The sequence below is a fragment of the Pseudomonas sp. GW821-FHT03E01 genome (genome assembly GCF_059420765.1).
In genome coordinates this window covers 13080-29602 of sequence record NZ_JBWKUI010000029.1, presented here as the reverse complement: position 1 = coordinate 29602, position 16523 = coordinate 13080, and the positions used below count along the sequence as shown (strand labels likewise).

The following is a 16523-nucleotide window of genomic DNA, read 5'->3' as shown; positions in this document are numbered from 1 at the left end:
ATCTGGGGGCATCGCCCTACGGTTGGCTTCGCTTCAACCTACATGCGATGTGTTCGACTGCGTCGAACGGCGCTGCGTGCCAATCCCCAGATGAACACCGGAACGAGGCCTCCCGAAGGGGCGGGTGAATCAAGATCAAAAGCGGCAGGCGAGCTAACGCTCGGCCTGTTGAGTGGCGAGGGGCGGGTGTGCACCGTTCAATGGTGGGGGGCTTGTTCGTGAAGGCGGCCTGACAGCCGACCAATTTCTTTCGTCTGTACCCGAATGATCGTTCCCACGCTCCCGCGTGGGAACGCCGCCAGGGACGCTCCGCGTTCCGCTTTTGAATGTTTAATCGATGTGCCTGAACGCAGACCTTTCCCACGTATCTTTCAGGTTGTTCGTCGGAAGCGGGCTCTCTAGTCTTTGGCTGTCGCTGACAATTCAGCGATCGGGTGTGAGAGCCCGGAAGAGGTTTTAATCCATCGCCAGTACCACCATAATCGCCGCCAGCTTATCCGCTGCCTGCAATGCTCTATGGCGGCTGTGTGCGGGCGGACTTCGGTCCGGCCGGGTTTGATCCTCTACCGGTTTCTCACTCCGCACATAGCTGCCACCACTCCGTCGCGTGAGAAACGATGAGTGATGGCTCCAATTGATTAGAGGATGTTTCAATGAGCAACAAGTTAATTCCCGATCCACCCTTCAACACCACCACCCCCAACGCCGAAGCCTCGCGCGCCGAAGAATTACTCAAAGACCGCGAAGCCATAAAACGCGCGCTCGACTACTACCTCGATCCCCCAACGCCCTACACCGAAAAAAAACGCCGCCCCAGCACCATGTTCATGGTCGCCCCGAATATGGATACCGAAAGCCTCCTGGCCCACGCCTACGAATCGTTAGCCACGGCGAGTGTCCTGGCCAGCGATTTCGCCAACGACCTGACCGGCCCGCAGCGCTACATGGCGCTGGCGATTCAACAGAGCATCATGCTGGCGGAGCTGGCGGTGAACCGGGCGCTGGATAACGTCGATCCGGCGTAGAGCGCGTTATCGTTCCATCGCGAGCAGGCTCGCGATGGCGGTTGGTCAGTCGGCACAAAACCCGACTGACCAGCTGCAGCCTGCAGCCTCCGACACAGGTATACTGCCGCCTTTCGCGGCTCGCCTACCGGGCCCGACTCTTTAGCATCACCCGGAGCTTTCATGACTTCCCCGACACAACCGCCGGTTGCCGACGCTTTGCGCGACGACCAGGCAGACCTGCCCGACAGCGTCGACTCCAGCGCCGACAGCGAAACCAAAGCGGCGATCCCGGCGTTCAAGTTTCCGTTCAAGCCGGGCGAACTGGCTGCGGCGAAGAATGCCAGCCAGCCTTGGTACAAGAACGGCGCCAAGAACGGCCACACCAAGACCCCGGGCGCAGCGCCTCCCGGCACTCGTCGTTCGATGGGTAAACGCTGACCGCCAGGCGTTTTTTGTCGGTAGCAGTTCCTTCTGTCATTGAGACAATTCCCACAAGGATGAGCGATTTGTCCTCTGGGAAGTCGGTGACCACTCATCAAAGATTCATGTCCCTGAATGCTTGATGACGGTCACCGGAATGCCTTTGGTAAAAATCTTCTCCCTGTTGTCGCTGGTGGTCCTGACCGCCGGCTGTGTTTCGTCTGCGGCTAACCCACAGATCCGTTTCGGGGTCGAGGCCCTGGTACCCCCCTTCGAGAGTCGCAACGACAAAGGTGAGCTGGTCGGATTGAACATCGAACTGGGTAATGCGCTATGTGCCGAACTCAAAAAACGCTGTGTCTGGGTTGATCAGGATTACGCCACCAACATCCAGGCCCTGGAGGCCAACCGTTTCGATGTGATCATGCCCATGACGGCAACGCCGGCGCGTCGAGAACGGCTCGACTTCACCGATAATCTTTATCCCTTGAACAGCCGTCTGGTGGCGCGTACAGGGGCGAATCTGCAGCCGGATGCGCAATCGCTCAAAGGCAAGCGTGTCGGCGTTCTGACAGGTACCAGCCGTGAGGCGTTCGCCAAGTCCCGTTGGGCTCCGGCGGGAGTGACGGTGCGCAGTTTTCATTTCAACAGTCAACTGATAGCCAGCCTGCTGGCGGGTGAGATCGACGCGACCCTGCAAGACTCGATTGAAATCACCCAGGCGTTTTTAAGTCAGCCTCAGGGGCAAGGATTTGATTTTGCCGGGCCTGCGCTCAAGGACCCCATGCTGGGCAGTGGCGTGGCGATGGCTGTGCGAAAATCCGACACCGCCTTGCGCGATGAGCTGAATGCGGCCCTTGAGAGTCTCAAGCAGAATGGCCAGTACCAGGCGATTACCGGGCGCTACCTACCGCCCGCCGTGCCAGATTCGCCACGCTACTTCCCTGCTGAAGGAGGCTTGCCATTCTCCGAAGCGGTGCAAGCCGGCACCACCCTCTATCTGTCCGGCGTGCTCGGGACGGGCTCCGATGGCGAGTTGGTCAAGGGCGGGATTGTCCCGCAGATGACCCAGACCATGGAGAATCTGCAAGCCGCATTACACCGCAGTGGTTCGACGTTGTCTCAGCTGGTCAAATGCACGGTCATCCTTGCAGACATCAATGATTTCGCTGCCATGAATACGGTGTATAGCCGCTATTTTCCGGCGGACCGTTTGCCTGCTCGCACGACATTCGCTGGCAAAAAGCTGGTGCTGGATGCGCGCGTGGAAGTCGAATGCCTGGCGGTTGCTGCTCGCTAAAGTAAAAGAACCGCTGCGCACGGATGCTGCGCAGCGGTTTGGCGTTTACGCTGCCCGCAACGAAATAAACGCATAGTTCAGCGGCGCTTCAGTCACCACCTGCGCCCCGGCCGCCAGCACTTGCCCGGCGATATCATCGCCAGACACATGAAACAGCCATTCTCCGCCCGACCCGGCCTGCGATTGCTGCGCCACCTGATCGATCACCATGGCAAACGCGGTCATGTCCGGCAGATATGCGGTAAACCCATCGCCTTTCAGCGCTGTCGTTCGAATCCCCAATAGCGCGCAAATCGCATCCTTGGCCTGAATCTCATCGCGATCCGCTTGGCGAGAGCGCTGGATCAATCCCGCCAGTTCCTGATCGACCAGTTCACCGCCAACAATCAGATCCGGGCCTTTGTCCCATGACTCGGGCGGGCAATCCTTTGCTGCCGGGTTGAGCGGGATGTGCGGGTTGATTTCCATTGGATAGATGCGGCAAACCAGCGGTCGGCGTTCGTAGATGCTGCAGAGGTTGTCTTCGTCAAGATTCCGGCAGGGGCCGACGTTGTAGGCGGCAAAGGTGATCGCCACATGCGCTTCGCAAGTGCCACTGCGAACCAGCGCCGAACGGCGTTCGGCGTGTTCGCGTTGTTGTGTTGGCAGGCCCAGGCCGTTGGCGAGAAAGGCTTCCACCAGCACGATCACCTGGCCGCCATCTGCCGCCCACATGCGGGCTTCGGCCAGTGTCAGGGGAACATGGTGGTCGTTGCAGCATTTGCCACAACCTACGCAGGAAAACGGTGTATTCATTGAAGGGCCAGTGACCTGTGAGGGCATGAAACGGCGACAGAAAGCCACCGCAAAGGCCTGTGCCAAAGCAAGTTATGCGCCATTCACTGCGCTTTTGTGGTTGGACGGATGGAGTCCCATTCGGTGATGTAAGCGGTTTTGCTTTTCTTGTTGTAGAGGCACAGCTCGGTGCCTTGCTGGCCTTTCATGTGTTTTTGCGGGTACTGGCCTTGCAGCAGGAGCGCGGTATAACCGACCCGGTCATCGAACTGCGCGGCGTTGCCGACGGGTTGGGGTTTTTTCAGGCCGCTGGCCTTGGTGCAACTGGCGAGCACGGCTCTGTCGAAGGCGGCCCAGGCATCGGGGCTGGAGGCGTGGGCCTGGGCGGCGAGGGTGGTGAGACAGAGGAAGGTCAGGGTGGTGGCTTTCATGATCAGGCATCCTTGGCGTGTAGTGGTCAAGGTCGGAGTATGCCTGATGGTTTGATGTCGGTTGTGCGGGCCTCTTCGCGGGCAAGCCTCGCTCCTACAGGTCATGCGTCGATCACATCGAATCTGTAGGAGCGAGGCTTGCCCGCGAAGGCGGTCTCAGACTGGAACCAGCTCCCGGCGGACCACATACATCCCGGCACTTTCATACAAGCCCCGCGCCCGAAGGTTGTCTTCCCGCACCTTCAAATCCACAAAACCTTCGCGGCGCTGCGCAAACACCTTGAAAGCATGGAGCAGCAGCGCACGGCCAAGTCCGAGGCCTCGAGCACGCGGGTGCACCACCAAGTCCTTGATGTAGGCACTGGTCCAGCACTGGGCGACGCCGACGATGCCTTCGGCATCCAGAGCGATGAAGCACAGGGTAGGATCGTATTCAGGATCGGTTTCGAAACGCTGTTGCCAGACTTCCAGCGCCGGCACGCGACCGCCGCCCTCCCGATAACCCAGTTCCATCAAGTGATGAACGGCTTCGGCGAGTTCGGGACGGTACTCGGTCAACTCAATGTCGTTTGGCCAAGTGAAAGGCGGCACACCCTCGGCGAGGTTGCGCCGCATCAGAAAACAAAAGTCCTCGGCCACACTCAGTGACCTTGTTCGGCGACGACCCTGGCCGCCTCGATCAGGCACTTGGTCAGTTCTGGCGAGGAGAACTTGGTCAGCACCCCGTTGGCCCCGGCCAGTCGAGCCTTCTCGCTGTTCATCGCGCTGTCCAGCGAGGTGTGCAGCAACACGTAGAGGTGCGAGAAGTCCGGGGTTTCGCGCAAGGTGCGGGTGAAGGCATAGCCGTCCATCTCCGACATTTCGATGTCCGAGACGATCAGGTTGATCTGCTGGGCGGTGCCTTGCAGGTCCAGCAGGCAGTCGATGGCTTCCTTGGCGCTGCGGGCGGTGTGGCATTGCAGGCCGAGGTTGCGCAGGGTGTGCACCGATTGTTGCAGTGCGACCTGGCTGTCATCGACCACCAGAATTCGCGCATTGCCCAGTACTTCAGCCTCTTCCATGCTCAGTTCGGTCGGGGCCATTTCGATCTGCGCCGGCGCAATGCCGTGGATGACCTTTTCGATGTCCAGCACCTGCACCAGCGTACCGTCGACCGACGTCACGCCGGTGATGTACGAGCGCACGCCGCCAGAGCCGAAGGGGGGTGGACGGATGTCGGTGGTCAGGCAGTGGACGATCTTGCTCACCGCCTGAACGTGCAGGCCCTGCTTGGAGCGGCTGACGTCGGTGACGATCAGACAGCCACCGTTCGGGTCTTCCAGCGGTCGTTCGCCGATGGCGCGGCTCAGGTCGATCACCGACAACGACGCGCCGCGCAGGGTGGCGATGCCTTTGACGTGGGGATGCGACTCCGGCAGCTTGGTCAGCGGCGGGCAGGGGATGATTTCGCTGACTTTCAGCAGGTTGATCGCCATCAGCTTGCCGCTGCGCAAGGTAAACAGCAGAAGCGAAAGTGAATCTGCGCGGGCTTTGTTGGAAGACATAAAAACCTTCTGTGGAAAAGGTGAGGCGATTATGAGCATCGCCAACAGCTATCGATGCCGGGTTATCGACTTGTTGGGGGCTGGCTTTAGGGGAAATGCCTATTGCCAGCCAAACGGTGACCCCTGTGGGAGGGCGCTTACCTGTGGCGAGGGGGCTTGCCCCCGTTGGAGCGCGAAGCGGTCCCTGATTTTTCCAGATAGAACTCCATCGCTGAATTCACGACCGCTTCGCGGCCGAACGGGAGCAAGCTCCCTCGCCACAAGGGTATTACTTCATTCTGGTGAAACTATTTCATGCCCAACCGCTTGGCCATTCGCCCCAGGTTCGCCCGATCCAGGCCCAACTCCCGCGCCGCGCTGGCCCAGTTGTGGTGGTGCCGTTCCAGGCAAGCGCTGATCAGTTGGCGCTGATAGTGCTCAGTGGCTTCACGCAAATCCCCTGGAATCAACTCAGCTACCGGCGCAGCGACCACGGGTTCCGCTGCCTGTTCTACGCCGCTATTGGGCAAATCCAGATCCGCCGCGCTCAAGCTGAGAATCTTCGGCCGTTGCGTGCAATTACCCAGCGCCTTCAACGCGCTGCGGCCAATCAAGTGCTCCAGTTCCCGCACGTTCCCCGGCCAACCATACCCCAACAACGCCGCTTGGGCATCGCTGGTCAGACGCAGGCTGTTGAGGCCCATGCGTGAGCGGTTTTGTTCCAGGAAGTAGCCGCTGAGCAACAGCACATCCCGACCGCGATCCCGCAATGCGGGCACCAGCAACGGGTAAACGCTCAGGCGATGATAGAAGTCGGCGCGGTAGCGGCCGCTGCGTACTTCCTCGGCCAGGTCGCGGTTGGTCGCTGCGATCAGCCGCACGTCGACCTGATGCTCCTTGTCCGACCCCAGCCGCTGCAATTGCCCGCTCTGCAGCACCCTCAGTAATTTGGCCTGCACCGCCAGCGACAGTTCGCCCACTTCATCGAGGAACAACGTGCCGCCGTTGGCCAGTTCGAACTTGCCGCGACGATCGTTCGTCGCCCCGGTGAAAGCACCGCGCACGTGGCCGAACAGTTCGCTCTCCACCAAGGTGTCCGGCAGGGCGGCGCAGTTGAGGCTGATGATAGGTTTGTCGGCCCGGGGCGACGCGGCGTGGATAGCCTGGGCCACCAGCTCTTTACCGACCCCGGTTTCCCCGGTGATCAACACAGTGAGATCGCTGCCGCCCACAAGGTTGATTTCTTCAACCAGGCGTTTGTAGGTCTTGCTCTGGCCAATCATTTCGCGGTTCTGCTGGCCGCTGGCCTGACGGTAAACCTCGGCGCGCTGATGTTCGTCTTCGGCGCGATTGGCCAGCCGTTCGATGCGCTCGGCGGCGTTTACGGTGGCGGCGGCGAGGCTGGCGAAGGCTTGCAGGGCATCCAGTTCGATCGGCTCGAAGCGCTCAGGGTCGAGGGCGTCGAGGGTCAGCAGGCCCCACGGGCGCTCGTCGATAAACAGCGGGCAGCCCATGCAGTCGTGGACTTCCAAATGCTCGTGCAGGCCATCGACCAGGCCGTCATAAGGATCGGGCAAGTCGCTGTCGGCGGCGAAGCGGGTCGGGCCGGGGCTGCTGAGCAGCGCTTCGAAGCGCGGGTGTTCGCTGACCTTGAAGCGGCGGCCGAGGGTGTCGGTGCTCAACCCGTCCACAGCCAGCGGCACCAGCCATTCGCCGTCGAGTCGCAGCAGGGCGGCGGCATCGCAAGGGAGCAGGGCGCGCATGGCTTCGAGCAGGCGCCGATAGCGCTCGCCTTCGGGCAGCTCGCGGGACAGGTCGGAGACCAGGGGCAGCAGGGTCGTGAGCAGTAATTTTGCAGTCATAATGACTCCGTGTAGTCGCTATGACTATAAAGCGATGAGTGTCGATATGACTACTTTGTTTTTAACTGTTTGATTTATAAGGTTTTAATTGTTGGCATGAAAACTGATAAGCAAAGGCTATTCATATAAAGCCCAGGAGTTGCTCTTATGCTTAGCGTTCAAGACCGTGCCATCGTCAAGTCCACCGTACCGCTGCTGGAAAGCGGTGGCGAGGCATTGATCACTCACTTCTACCGCATGATGCTCTCCGAATACCCGGAAGTCCGCCCGCTGTTCAACCAGGCCCACCAGGCCAGCGGCGATCAGCCTCGCGCCTTGGCCAACGGTGTATTGATGTACGCGCGGCACATCGACCAGCTCGATCAGTTGGGCGACCTAGTGGCCAAGATCATCAATAAGCACGTGGCCCTGCAAATCCTCCCGGAACATTACCCAATCGTGGGCAGCTGCCTGTTGCGAGCCATCTCTGAAGTACTGGGCGACGAAATTGCCACGCCTGAAGTGATGAGCGCCTGGGGCGCGGCCTACAACCAACTGGCCGAAATCCTGATCGGTGCCGAAGCCAGTATCTACGACCAGAAAGCCCAGGCACCGGGCGGCTGGCGCGGCGCGCGGGAATTCATCGTGGCGGCCAAGGTCGAGGAAAGCTCGGAAATCACTTCGTTCTACTTCGAACCGGCGGATAAAGGGCCGATTCTCGCGGCCGAGCCCGGCCAGTACATCGGCATGAAACTGATCCTCGACGGCGAAGAAATCCGGCGTAATTATTCGCTGTCGGCGCTGGCCAACAAGGGCCAGTACCGCATCAGCGTCAAGCGCGAAACCGGTGGCCGCGCCTCCAACCATTTGCACGATCAACTGCACGTCGGCGCGAGCATCATGCTGTTCCCGCCAGCGGGCGACTTCACCCTGACCGCCAGCGACAAACCGTTGGTGCTGATCAGTGGCGGTGTCGGCATCACCCCGACGCTGGCAATGCTCGAAGCGGCGCTGGCGACCGAGCGGCCGGTGCATTTTATTCACTGTGCGCGCAACGGCAGCGTGCATGCCTTCCGCGACTGGATCGACGGGCTGGCCGAGCGTCATCCGCAGCTCAAGCGTTTCTATTGCTACGCCGAAGACGATGGCGTCAGCCCGGCGGCGGACAAGGTTGGCCTGCTGAGCCAGGAGCAACTCGGCGAGTGGTTGCCGCAGCAACGCGATGTGGATGCTTACTTCCTGGGGCCTAAAGGCTTCATGGCGGCGATCAAGCGTCACCTCAAGGCCTTGGGTGTGCCGGAGAAGCAAAGCCGTTACGAGTTCTTCGGGCCGGCTGCGGCGTTGGAGTAAGCAGTGCGGCGACTCGGTCGGGGGACCGAGTCGCTTTCTTCGCGGGCAAGCTTCACCTCGGTCCCGATTCGTAAAAAACGCTTAAAGGTTAATCCGTTCTTAACCGGTTTATCGTTTATTCCCCGATGCTGATGATAGGCGCTCGTTCGTTTACATGATCAGGATCGCCCCATGACTCACATCACTATCTCCCGCCGTTTAACCCTGGCCGGCTTCAGCCTGACCGCTGCGCTGCTGGCGAGTCCGTTTGCCTCTGCCGAACCGACCTTGCTCCAGCCCAAGAGCCTGATTGTCGATCAGAGCCTGTCCAAGGCGCAGCGCGATTCCATGGAATTGGCCGCCCGGCGTTATGGCAGCTTCTGGAACACCGGGGAGGAGGGGTTGGCCAAGGCTGCGTTGTCAGAGCAGTTCGTCGACAAGACCCCGCCAGAAGGCCGGGTTCAGGGGCCGACCGGGCCACTGCTGGCGTCGAAGTTCTTTCGCACGGCGGTGCCGGACCTGAGCTGCGAGATCGAACAAATGATCATTGCCGGTGATCGGGTGGTGGTGCATTTGCACTTTCGCGGGCACTTCACCGGCCCGTTCAAGGCTCTCAAAGGTCAGGGGCAGCGTGTAGACTTCCGGGCAACCGATATCTATCAGATCGACAACGGTCGCATCACGGCCAATTGGCATATCGAAGACAACATCAGCCTGATGCAGCAGCTGCAAGCGCAGCCGCCGGCGAGCTGATCCACGGACACAGAAGGGAAACGCGATGAGCGAGGAAACAATGCGGTTGGGACGTGAACGGCGCTATCTGGTGTTGCTGGGCATCATCTGCCTGGCGCTGATCGGTGGCGCGCTGTACATGCAAGTGGTGCTGGGCGAGGCGCCGTGCCCGCTGTGCATCTTGCAGCGCTACGCATTGTTGCTGATCGCGCTCTTCGCGTTTATCGGCGCAGCGATGCGCACCCGCCGCAGCATCACGCTGTTCGAGGCGTTGGTGGTGATCAGCGCCATCGCAGGCGTCGGGGTGGCCGGGCATCACGTCTATACCCAGCTGTACCCGGAAGTCAGCTGTGGCATCGATGTGCTGCAACCGATCGTCGACGGCCTGCCGCTGGCGAAGATCTTCCCGCTGGGCTTCCAGGTCGACGGTTTCTGCTCCACGCCGTACCCGCCGATCCTTGGTTTGTCCCTGGCACAGTGGGCGCTGACGGCGTTCGTGCTGGTCGTGGTGCTGGTGCCGCTGCTCACTTGGCGTAACCGCAAAGCCCTGCGCTGAGACCGTCCGCCACACCGTTGCAGGAAACAAAAAACGCCCCGCTCCTCGTTCAGAGGCCGGGGCGTTTTGCATGTTCAAAGCTCAAATGAAAAGACCTTGATGCGCGACAATTATGGATGCGGCATGTGTGCGACATGTTGTCACAGCTCGAGTGTCGCAAGTCATTTCAAGACATGGAATCGGGACACCTCAAGGTACCCAAAACAGGCTCTGCAAGCCACTACCGCTTTCAGTGCCAATCAGCCGAAACAGGCAGTTTTAACAGGGGCTGGCGAATGGCCAAAGCCCTTGTCACATAGGGGGTAGAGCAGGGTCTGAGGCGAGCGCAGAGCCCAGGAAGCTGTCTGAACTTCGCGCGGTACACCTACATTTTTTGGTGTTTTTGTTGAGAATTAATTTCGATACCATGGCCCACTTTTGCAAAAACCGTGAATGATTGTTGCTGGAACGGATAAAAATTATTTCGGGATGAGACATGGTTTATGAATCGCTACATATCTACAATCGCCCGCACTGAATTCCCGGCACTGCTCATCCTGACTCAGGCTTATGAGTAGAACAGGGCGTCGAGAAGCCTGATGGCTTCATGCGACCCCCCATTGTCGGTGCCTTCCGACGATCCGCACCAAATGGAATTGGTCTGTAACAAGGCCCTTGACCACGAATTCGAATAAGAACACACCGCAGGCCCAGCAATTGTCGAGCCGCGTCTGACGCGCGACGGGCAGGCCCTTATTCAATCCAAGAAAAATGCCAACCCTTGGCAGGGTGAAGTGTTGGCGATCAAAACCCAACTGCATTGCGCAAGCTGCTTTAGAGGTCGTGAGATGAGTAAAAACAGGTACCCCAGACTACTAGGCTTATTGCCGCTGCTCGGCACGTTGTTGCTGGGAGGCTGCAACATGACCTTGCTCGATCCCAAGGGCCAGGTCGGCCTGGATGAGCGAAACCTGATCATCACCGCAACGCTGCTGATGCTGTTGGTCGTCGTGCCGGTCATCGTCATGACGTTCCTGTTCGCCTGGAAATACCGCGCTTCCAACCAGGACGCCGTCTACACGCCAAAATGGTCCCACTCCACCAAGATCGAAATCGCGGTGTGGACTATTCCGGTACTGATCATCATTGCCCTGGGTTACGTCACCTACAAGTCGACCCACGCACTGGATCCTTACAAGCCGCTGGAATCCGACGTCAAGCCGGTCACCATTGAAGTGGTCGCGCTGGACTGGAAGTGGCTGTTCATCTACCCGGAACAAGGCATCGCCACGGTCAACAAGATCGTGTTCCCGGCGCACACCCCGATCAACTTCAAGATCACTTCCGACGCCGTGATGAACTCGTTCTTCATCCCTGCTCTGGGCGGTCAGATCTACGCGATGGCGGGCATGCAGACCAAACTGCACCTGATCGCCAACCAGAACGCTGAAATGGACGGTATCTCCGCCAACTACAGCGGCGCGGGTTTCACCGGCATGAAATTCAAAGCTATCGCCACTTCTCAGGAAGATTTCGACGCCTGGGTAAGCGAAGTCAAAAAGGCACCTAAACAGCTTGAACAAGCTGAATACGCAGCCCTGTCCAAACAAAGCCAGAACAACCCAGTCGAGCTTTACTCCTCGGTCACGCCGAACCTGTTCCAGATCATCGTCGACAAGTACGAAGGCATGAAACCGGGCAAGCCAGTGCACCACGAGAAGAAAGAGCACGAAGTGGCCGCCATGGAAGGAATGGACATGAGTTCGCATTCAGCTGCCGGGGCAGAGGAGTAAACGATGTTTGGTAAATTAAGTTGGGAAGCGGTCCCGTTCCACGAACCGATCGTAATGGTGACCATCGCCATGATCGCGCTCGGTGGTCTGGCACTGTTCGCTGCAATCACCTACTTCAAGAAGTGGACCTATTTGTGGACCGAGTGGTTGACCTCGGTCGACCACAAGAAAATCGGCGTGATGTACATCGTCGTCGCCATGGTCATGCTGCTGCGTGGCTTTGCCGACGCCATCATGATGCGTACCCAATTGGCCATGGCCACCGAGGGTTCGCCTGGCTACCTGCCACCTGAACACTATGACCAGATCTTCACCGCCCACGGTGTGATCATGATCATTTTCATGGCGATGCCATTCTTCACCGGCCTGATGAACCTTGCAGTGCCGTTGCAGATCGGCGCGCGTGACGTTGCCTTCCCGTTCCTGAACTCCCTGAGCTTCTGGCTGCTGGTTTCCGGCGTGGTGCTGATCAACCTGTCCCTGGGCGTAGGCGAATTCGCCAAGACTGGTTGGGTTGCCTATCCGCCGCTGTCGGGTCTGCAATACAGCCCGGGCGTGGGGATGGATTACTACATCTGGGCGCTGCAGCTATCCGGGCTAGGTACGACGCTGACGGGGGTCAACTTCCTGGCCACCGTGCTGAAAATGCGTACCCCTGGCATGAAGCTGATGGACATGCCGATCTTCACCTGGACCTGCACCTGGGCCAACGTCCTGATCGTGGCTTCGTTCCCGATCCTGACCGCTACCCTGGCTTTGCTGACGCTTGACCGTTACATGGATTTCCACATTTTCACCAATGAACTTGGTGGTAATCCGATGATGTACGTCAACCTGTTCTGGGCTTGGGGTCACCCTGAGGTTTACATCCTGATCCTGCCGGCGTTCGGTATCTTCTCCGAAGTCATCTCGACCTTCACCGGCAAGAAGCTGTTCGGCCACCATTCGATGATCTACGCTTCGGGCGCGATCTCGATCCTGGGCTTCATGGTTTGGCTGCACCACTTCTTCACCATGGGTTCGGGTGCCAGCGTCAACGCCTTCTTCGGTCTGGCGACGATGCTGATTTCCATCCCGACGGGTGTGAAGCTGTTCAACTGGCTGTTCACCATCTACCAGGGCCGTCTGCGCTTCACCAGCCAGGTGATGTGGACCCTGGGCTTCATGGTGACCTTCGCCATCGGCGGCATGACCGGCGTACTGCTGGCCATCCCGGGTGCTGACTTCGTACTGCACAACAGCTTGTTCGTGATCGCGCACTTCCACAACGTGATCATCGGCGGCGCGGTATTCGGTTACATCGCAGGCTTCGCCTTCTACTTCCCGAAAGCGTTCGGCTTCAAGCTGCACGAAGGCTGGGGCAAGGCAGCATTCTGGTTCTGGATCTCCGGCTTCTTCGTCGCGTTCATGCCGCTCTATGTACTGGGCTTCATGGGTATGACCCGTCGTCTGAACGCCACCACCAACCCTGAGTGGGTGCCGTACCTGTACGTTGCCATGTTCGGTGCGGTGATGATCGCTGCGGGTATCGCCTGCCAGCTGATCCAGCTGTACGTGAGTATCCGTGACCGCAAGCTGCCGCAGAACATGTGCGAGCACGGCGACCCATGGAATGCCCACACCCTGGAATGGTCGACCTCCTCGCCACCTCCGTTCTACAACTTCGCCGTGCTGCCAAAAGCCGACGTTGTCGACCCGTTCACCGAAGCCAAGGAAAACGGCACCGCGTACAAGGCTCCGACCAAGTACGAGCCGATCCACATGCCAAACAACACCGCGACCGGTGTGGTCATGGGCGCACTGTTGACCGTATTCGGTTTCGCGATGATCTGGCACATCTGGTGGTTGGCAATCGCCAGCCTGGCAGGCACCGTGATCTACTTCGCGATCCACGCGGCCCGTGATGATCAAGGCTACTACGTGCCGGTCGACGTGATCGAGCGCATCGAAGCCGAGCAGCACAAGCGTCTGGTAGCAGCCGGGAAAGTCCCAGCCACCACCACCCGTGTTGAAACCTCGTTGGAACAGGCTTAAACCATGTCGAACTTAGTGACCAATGCTGGACACACCCATGTCGATGGACATGGGCATGATGACCATCACCACGACTCGGGCGAGATGACCGTATTCGGTTTCTGGCTCTACCTGATGACCGACTGCATTCTGTTTGCGTCGATCTTCGCAGCGTACGCGGTACTGGTTAACAACGTAGCGGGTGGCCCGTCGGGCCACGACATCTTCGAACTGCCATACGTACTGGGCGAAACCGCTCTGCTGCTGTTCAGTTCGATCACCTACGGCTTCGCCATGCTGGCGTTCTTCCGTGGCAACAAGAAGCAGGTCCTGGGCTGGCTGGCCCTGACCTTCCTGTTCGGTGCCGGCTTCATCGGCATGGAGATCAACGAGTTCCACATGTTGATCTCCGAGGGCTACGGCCCTAACCGTTCGGGCTTCCTGTCCGGGTTCTTCACCCTGGTCGGCACCCACGGTCTGCACGTGACCAGCGGTCTGATCTGGATGGCGATCATGATGTACCAGGTGCAGAAAAACGGCCTGACGGCGACCAACAAGACCCGTCTGAGCTGCCTGAGCCTGTTCTGGCACTTCCTGGACGTGGTGTGGATCTGCGTATTCACCGTTGTTTATCTGATGGGGACTATGTAAATGGCTAACGCGCACTCTCATGACGACGCCGGTCACGGCAGCGTCAAGTCCTACGTCATTGGCTTCGTCCTGTCGGTGATCCTGACCCTGATCCCGTTCGGTCTGGTGATGTACCCGTCGCTGCCGAAGTCACTGACTCTGTGGATCGTACTGGCTTTCGCCGTTATCCAGGTGCTGGTGCACCTGGTGTACTTCCTCCACCTGGACCGTTCCGCCGCGCAGCGTAACAACGTGATTGCGTTTGTTTTCGCCGCGATCGTGATTGTCCTGCTGGTTGGCCTGTCGCTGTGGATCATGTTCAGCATCCACACCAACATGATGGCGAAGTGAGGTAAGTCCGGATGTCCTTTAAGCACTTTATCCAAATCACCAAACCGGGGATCATTTTCGGTAACGTGCTTTCTGTGGCAGGCGGATTTTTCCTGGCCTCCAAAGGGCATGTCGATCTGGCCATTTTCCTGGCCGCGATGATCGGCACGTCCCTGGTCGTGGCTTCCGGTTGCGTGTTCAACAACTGCATCGACCGCGACATCGACCTGAAGATGGAACGCACCAAGAACCGGGTGCTGGTCCAGGGCTTGATCTCCCTGAAACTGGCCCTGGCTTATGCGACCGTCCTGGGTGTCGCCGGCGTTGCGTTGTTGTACAAGGTGGCCAACCCGTTGGCCGCGTTGTTCGCGGTGATCGGTTTTGTCATCTACGTCGGCTTCTACAGCCTGTACCTCAAGCGCAAGTCGGTTCACGGCACGCTGGTGGGCAGTCTGTCGGGGGCGATGCCGCCGGTGATCGGTTACGTCGCAGTCAGCAATAACTTCGACATGGCCGCACTGACGTTGCTGGTGATGTTCAGCCTGTGGCAGATGCCGCATTCCTACGCCATCGCAATCTTCCGTTTCAACGATTACCTGGCCGCATCGATTCCGGTGCTGCCAGTGAAGCGCGGCATTGAAGTGGCCAAGAAACACATCCTGCTCTACATCCTGGCCTTCCTCGTGGCGACCTTGATGCTGACCTTCAGCGGCTACGCCGGCATGAGCTACCTCGCCGTCGCCGCGGCCATGGGCATGTACTGGCTGTACATGGCCTGGACCGGCTACAAGGCAGTGGATGACACGGTCTGGGCACGCAAGCTGTTCGTGTTCTCGATCTTCACCATTACTGCGTTGAGCGTGATGATGTCGCTGGACTTCAAAGTGCCGGGCGAGCTGTTGCTGACGTACGCGCCTTAAGCGTCGGATGTTGTAAAGAAAAGCCCCGCCCTTCGTGAGAAGGGCGGGGCTTTTTCGTTTAATCACGATTGGTGTACAGGCAATAAAAATCCCCGCTTGATGGCGGGGATTTTTGTGTGCAGCGTTTAGCGTTACTGCGCGGCGATGCTGTAACCGTCGAACGCGGTCTGCTGCTGCAGCGCGGTGATGATGTTTTTTCGGTTGACCGGTTGTTCGGCCCCGGCATTGTCCAGGAACGTCTCGCTTTCCAGCTCCGCTTCTTCACCTTCGCCGACGAAAGTGAAGCCCAGGAATTCCAGCGCTTCACGGTCAACGTTCAGGCGCGAGCGCGGGGTGCGCAGGGGCAGGGTGACGCTGATGCCGTCCTTGCTGATGGTGAACACTTCGACTTCTTTTTTGGCGCGAGCCGCTTTGCTCTTGCCGCTGCTCGGGTTGCTGATGGCTTGGTGAGTCTGGTTCAGCACTTTCAGCGCCAAGCCATAAACGATTTCCTGGAACGCCGGGTCGTCCTTGAAGCTGGACAGAATGCGGCTGATCGGGAATTTGCTGCTCAGGTCTTCCAGGGCGGCAATATCGGCCGCTTCGGCGTCTTTCAATTGCTTGAGTTCGCCCATCAATTCGTAGGCTTTATCGTCATCGAAGCTGTCGTGAGCCTGGCGAATCGCGGCGCGCAGTTCGCGGATCTGGTCGCTTTCCCGGGTGGATTGAAAAGCGTCCAGAACCATCTCGCTGATGGTCTTGGCCTGAGGCACGTGTTGTGAAAGATTGATGGAGTTTTCGTATTCCGCTTTGGACGACAAGGTGACTACGGATTCAGCGGTATTGGAATCGGACATTGAAATTTCACTACTTCTTTAACTTGGATAGAGGCGAGAAAGCACGGGGCTTTTTCAGGCCGCCTAATCTATTGGACCAGCGCTGCGTTGTCACGGATGAACCGGTGGC

17 protein-coding genes are annotated in these 16523 nt (G+C 58.9%); 11 read left to right on the top strand and 6 right to left on the bottom strand.

The features are described 5' to 3' along the window. Positions 1-653 precede the first annotated feature (653 nt). The 3 genes from AC07VO_RS29740 to AC07VO_RS29730 all read left to right on the top strand — a co-directional run bounded on the left by AC07VO_RS29740 (position 654) and on the right by AC07VO_RS29730 (position 2727). A complete protein-coding gene (locus AC07VO_RS29740; protein WP_086946445.1) occupies positions 654-1025 on the top strand; it encodes a DUF6124 family protein in 372 nt (123 codons plus the stop codon). A gap of 162 nt (positions 1026-1187) precedes the next feature. Then, positions 1188-1445 carry a hypothetical protein gene (locus tag AC07VO_RS29735; protein WP_086946444.1) on the top strand — a complete coding sequence of 86 codons (258 nt, stop codon included), beginning with the start codon at positions 1188-1190 and terminating at the stop codon, positions 1443-1445. Between the two features lie 139 nt (positions 1446-1584). Continuing rightward, positions 1585-2727: a transporter substrate-binding domain-containing protein gene (locus AC07VO_RS29730; RefSeq protein WP_086946449.1), complete on the top strand. Its 1143-nt coding sequence runs from the start codon at positions 1585-1587 to the stop codon at positions 2725-2727. A 45-nt stretch (positions 2728-2772) separates the two neighbouring features. On the opposite strand, the gene AC07VO_RS29725 is transcribed toward AC07VO_RS29730, so the two are convergent. The 5 genes from AC07VO_RS29725 to norR form a co-directional block, all read right to left on the bottom strand. Beyond that, positions 2773-3522: a YkgJ family cysteine cluster protein gene (locus AC07VO_RS29725; protein ID WP_064616212.1), complete on the bottom strand. Its 750-nt coding sequence runs from the start codon at positions 3520-3522 to the stop codon at positions 2773-2775. Positions 3523-3605: 83 nt separating this feature from the next. Then, entirely contained in the window at positions 3606-3932 is a 327-nt protein-coding gene (locus tag AC07VO_RS29720) for a hypothetical protein (protein ID WP_086946443.1), read from the bottom strand. A gap of 156 nt (positions 3933-4088) precedes the next feature. Continuing rightward, on the bottom strand, positions 4089-4547 hold the full coding sequence (locus tag AC07VO_RS29715; RefSeq protein ID WP_018930149.1) for a GNAT family N-acetyltransferase: 459 nt from the start codon (positions 4545-4547) through the stop codon (positions 4089-4091). Between the two features lie 26 nt (positions 4548-4573). After that, complete coding sequence (locus AC07VO_RS29710) at positions 4574-5476, bottom strand: chemotaxis protein CheV (RefSeq protein ID WP_018930150.1); 903 nt, start codon at positions 5474-5476, stop codon at positions 4574-4576. A gap of 287 nt (positions 5477-5763) precedes the next feature. Further along, on the bottom strand, positions 5764-7317 hold the full coding sequence (gene norR / locus AC07VO_RS29705) for a nitric oxide reductase transcriptional regulator NorR (protein ID WP_086946442.1): 1554 nt from the start codon (positions 7315-7317) through the stop codon (positions 5764-5766). Between the two features lie 147 nt (positions 7318-7464). On the opposite strand from norR, the gene hmpA reads away from it, so the two are divergent. The 8 genes from hmpA to cyoE all read left to right on the top strand — a co-directional run bounded on the left by hmpA (position 7465) and on the right by cyoE (position 15578). Next, entirely contained in the window at positions 7465-8646 is a 1182-nt protein-coding gene (gene hmpA, locus AC07VO_RS29700; RefSeq protein ID WP_018930152.1) for an NO-inducible flavohemoprotein, read from the top strand. Between the two features lie 171 nt (positions 8647-8817). Next, positions 8818-9378, top strand: coding sequence for an ester cyclase (locus AC07VO_RS29695; protein ID WP_086946441.1), 561 nt, complete (start codon positions 8818-8820; stop codon positions 9376-9378). Positions 9379-9403: 25 nt separating this feature from the next. Then, on the top strand, positions 9404-9913 hold the full coding sequence (locus tag AC07VO_RS29690) for a disulfide bond formation protein B (protein ID WP_019582334.1): 510 nt from the start codon (positions 9404-9406) through the stop codon (positions 9911-9913). Between the two features lie 827 nt (positions 9914-10740). Further along, a complete protein-coding gene (gene cyoA, locus AC07VO_RS29685) occupies positions 10741-11685 on the top strand; it encodes a ubiquinol oxidase subunit II (protein WP_026286728.1) in 945 nt (314 codons plus the stop codon). Positions 11686-11688: 3 nt separating this feature from the next. Beyond that, the gene (cyoB, locus tag AC07VO_RS29680; protein ID WP_018930157.1) at positions 11689-13719 is read left to right on the top strand and encodes a cytochrome o ubiquinol oxidase subunit I; all 2031 of its coding nucleotides are present in this window, start codon (positions 11689-11691) and stop codon (positions 13717-13719) included. A gap of 3 nt (positions 13720-13722) precedes the next feature. After that, on the top strand, positions 13723-14349 hold the full coding sequence (locus tag AC07VO_RS29675; RefSeq protein WP_026286729.1) for a cytochrome o ubiquinol oxidase subunit III: 627 nt from the start codon (positions 13723-13725) through the stop codon (positions 14347-14349). Then, positions 14350-14679 carry a cytochrome o ubiquinol oxidase subunit IV gene (gene cyoD / locus AC07VO_RS29670; protein ID WP_007941629.1) on the top strand — a complete coding sequence of 110 codons (330 nt, stop codon included), beginning with the start codon at positions 14350-14352 and terminating at the stop codon, positions 14677-14679. It abuts the gene before it with no gap. An 11-nt stretch (positions 14680-14690) separates the two neighbouring features. Beyond that, positions 14691-15578, top strand: a complete 888-nt coding sequence (gene cyoE, locus AC07VO_RS29665; protein ID WP_018930159.1) for a heme o synthase — start codon at positions 14691-14693, stop codon at positions 15576-15578. Between the two features lie 131 nt (positions 15579-15709). On the opposite strand, the gene AC07VO_RS29660 is transcribed toward cyoE, so the two are convergent. Next, positions 15710-16414: a hypothetical protein gene (locus tag AC07VO_RS29660; protein WP_018930160.1), complete on the bottom strand. Its 705-nt coding sequence runs from the start codon at positions 16412-16414 to the stop codon at positions 15710-15712. Between the last annotated feature and the right edge of the window lie 109 nt (positions 16415-16523).